General features: G+C 72.4%; 3 protein-coding genes. All 3 read left to right on the top strand.

What is annotated here, in order from left to right; translation table 11 throughout:
* The coding region (locus tag ACQKIP_RS44945) for a DUF1177 family protein (protein ID WP_427745640.1) at window positions 1–267 on the top strand (267 nt) is incomplete at its 5' end.
* 39 nt (window positions 268–306) lie between these two features.
* Window positions 307–1974, top strand: a complete 1668-nt coding sequence (locus tag ACQKIP_RS44940; RefSeq protein WP_365854925.1) for an OPT/YSL family transporter — start codon at window positions 307–309, stop codon at window positions 1972–1974.
* 2 nt (window positions 1975–1976) lie between these two features.
* The coding region (locus ACQKIP_RS44935) for an AroM family protein (RefSeq protein ID WP_427745639.1) at window positions 1977–2601 on the top strand (625 nt) is incomplete at its 3' end.

Below are 2601 nucleotides of genomic sequence, written 5' to 3'. Positions count from 1 at the left end.
GGCGTGCACCACATCAACTCGATCATGCAGCCGTGCGTGGCGACGGACGCGCCGGTGGTCGGCCTCGCGCTGGTCACCGAGACCGCGGTGGCGGGCTGCGCGACGGGCGCCAGCCATGAGACGGACATCGCCGCGGCGGCCCGGTTCTCGCTGGAGGCGGCGAAGGACTTCGGACGCGGCGTCGCACGCTTCCACGACCAGGAGGAGTTCGAGCGGCTGATCGAGCTCTACGGGCCGATGACCCGCCTGCAGGCGTCCGCCGCCTGACGCCGGTTCGTTTCTCCCCTTCGCCCCGTTGGAGTCCCCGTGACCACTTCGCAGAGCGCGCCCCCTACGGGTGCGCCGCCCACGCACCCGCGCGCCTTCGAACCGGTGACCTTGGTCGTCAGCGCCGTACTCGCCGTCCTCGGTTCCGTCATCGGCCTCGTGCTGATCACGACCCTCGGCATCGCCCCCAACACCTCCGTGATCGGCGCGCTGCTCGCGATGCTGATCGGCCGGATCGCCATCGCGGGCCTGCGCAAGATGCGCGACCAGCACCGGCAGAACCTCGTGCAGTCGGCCGTGTCCGGCTCGACGTTCGCCGCCGCCAACTCGCTGATCACCCCCATCGCGGTGCCGTTCCTCATCGGCCGCCCCGATCTGGTGTGGACGATGCTGCTCGGTGCGGTGATCGGTCTGGCCGTGGACAGCTGGGTGCTGTTCCGCGTCTACGACTCGCGGCTCTTCCCGGCCACGTCCGCCTGGCCCGCAGGGATCGCCGCCGCCGAGACGATCAAGGCAGGCGACGAGGGCGGGAAGAAGGCCGCGGTGCTCGGCGTCGGCGCGGTCGTCGGTTTCGTCGGGGCGATGTTCAAGCTGCCCACGTCGGCCGCGGGCGTGGCCTTCCTCGGCAACATCTGGGCACTGCTGATGTTCGGAGTCGGCCTGCTCGTCGCCCAGTACGTACCGACCACCTTCGACTACGACCTCGGCGCCAACTACGTGCCGCACGGCGTGATGATCGGCGCGGGTCTGGTGGCACTGGTCCAGGCCGCGCTGATGATGCGCGACCGCACGGCGAAGAAGCAGGCCGCGGCCGAGCGGCAGGACGGGCGGTTCGACCCGGACTTCCGCACCGTCGACGCCCGCCGGCTGCGCCGCGGGCTGATCGAGGGCATGGCGCTGTTCGTCGTCGGCGCGATCGTCGTCGCCGTCGGCGGCGGGGTCGCGGCGGACATGGGCGGGCTCGGGCTCGTCGGCTGGGTGCTCCTCGCCGGGGTGGCCGCGCTGGTGCACCAGTTGATCGTGGGACTCGCGGCGATGCACTCCGGCTGGTTCCCCGCCTTCGCCGTGACACTGATCTTCCTGATCCTCGGCCTGGTGCTGAGCATCCCGATGATCCCGCTCGCCCTCCTCGTCGGGTACTGCGCGTGCACCGGACCGGCCTTCGCCGACGTCGGCTTCGACTTCAAGGCGGGCTGGCTGCTGCGCAAGGACGCCGTGCCGTGGAAGCCGTACGAGATGGCGGGCCGCCGCCAGCAGTACCTCTCGCAGCTGGTGGGCTTCGCCGTGGCGATCGTCGTCGTCGCCGTCGCGTGGAAGCCGTTCTTCTCCGACGGCCGGGTCCCGCCGGTCGCCCGGGTGTACGTCGACACCATCAAGGCCGGCCTCACCGACACGCACGCCATCACCATGATGCTGCTGTGGGCGATCCCCGGTGTGCTGATCCAACTCCTCGGCGGCTCCAAGCGGCAGATGGGTGTGCTGCTTGCCACCGGTCTGCTGGTGGCCACCCCGCAGGCCGGCTGGCTGGTCCTTGCCGCGCTCGCCGTCCGCTTCGGCTACACGCGTTGGCGCCGCTCGCAGGCCGCCACGAAGGAGGAGGCGGATGCCGCGGCCGAGACCGCCGACAACGACCTCGCCCTGGTCGGCGCCGGCCTGATCGCGGGCAGCTCCGTCCACGACGTCGGCCAGATCTACAAGGCGGTGTGACCGTGTCCACAGCATCCAGCGCCCCGGTTGTGCTGGGCCTGGTCACCATCGGCCAGGCCCCGCGCACCGACCTGACCCCCGACATCCTCCCGCTCACGGCCGGGCTTCGGCTGGCCGAGCACGGGGCCCTCGACCACGACCGGTTCGACGGACCCGACGCCGACGCGGTACGCGCCGCCCTCGGACCCGTTCCCGGCGAGGCGCCGCTGATCTCCCGGCTGCGCGACGGCGGTTCCGCCGTCCTCGGCCACGACGCGCTCGGCCCCCGGATGGCCGACGCCGTCGCCCGCTGCGAGGCCGATGGCGCCGACGCCACGCTGCTGCTGTGCACCGGCCACTTCCCGCCGGTTTTGGCCGGGCGGCCGCTGCTGTACGCCGAACCTCTCGTCCAGCACGGCGTACGTGCCCTGGTCGGTGCGGACCCGGTCGGTGTCGTCTGCCCGCTGCCCGCCCAGCGCGAGGACGTCGCGGCGCGCTGGACCCGGCTGCTGCCCGGCCAGGTCACCGCGGCCCCGGCGGACCCTTATGCCGCGGGCGCGCCGGAGCAATGCGCCGCGGCGGCACGGGAGTTGGCCGCGGGCGGGGCACGGTGGGTGGTCCTTGACTGCATCGGCTACACCGAGGAGA

The organism is Streptomyces sp. NPDC059900, assembly GCF_050270335.1.
Taxonomy (GTDB): Bacteria; Actinomycetota; Actinomycetes; order Streptomycetales; family Streptomycetaceae; genus Streptomyces.
The sequence above is the reverse complement of the archived record's forward strand: the minus strand, read 5'-3'. Positions and strand labels throughout refer to the sequence as shown.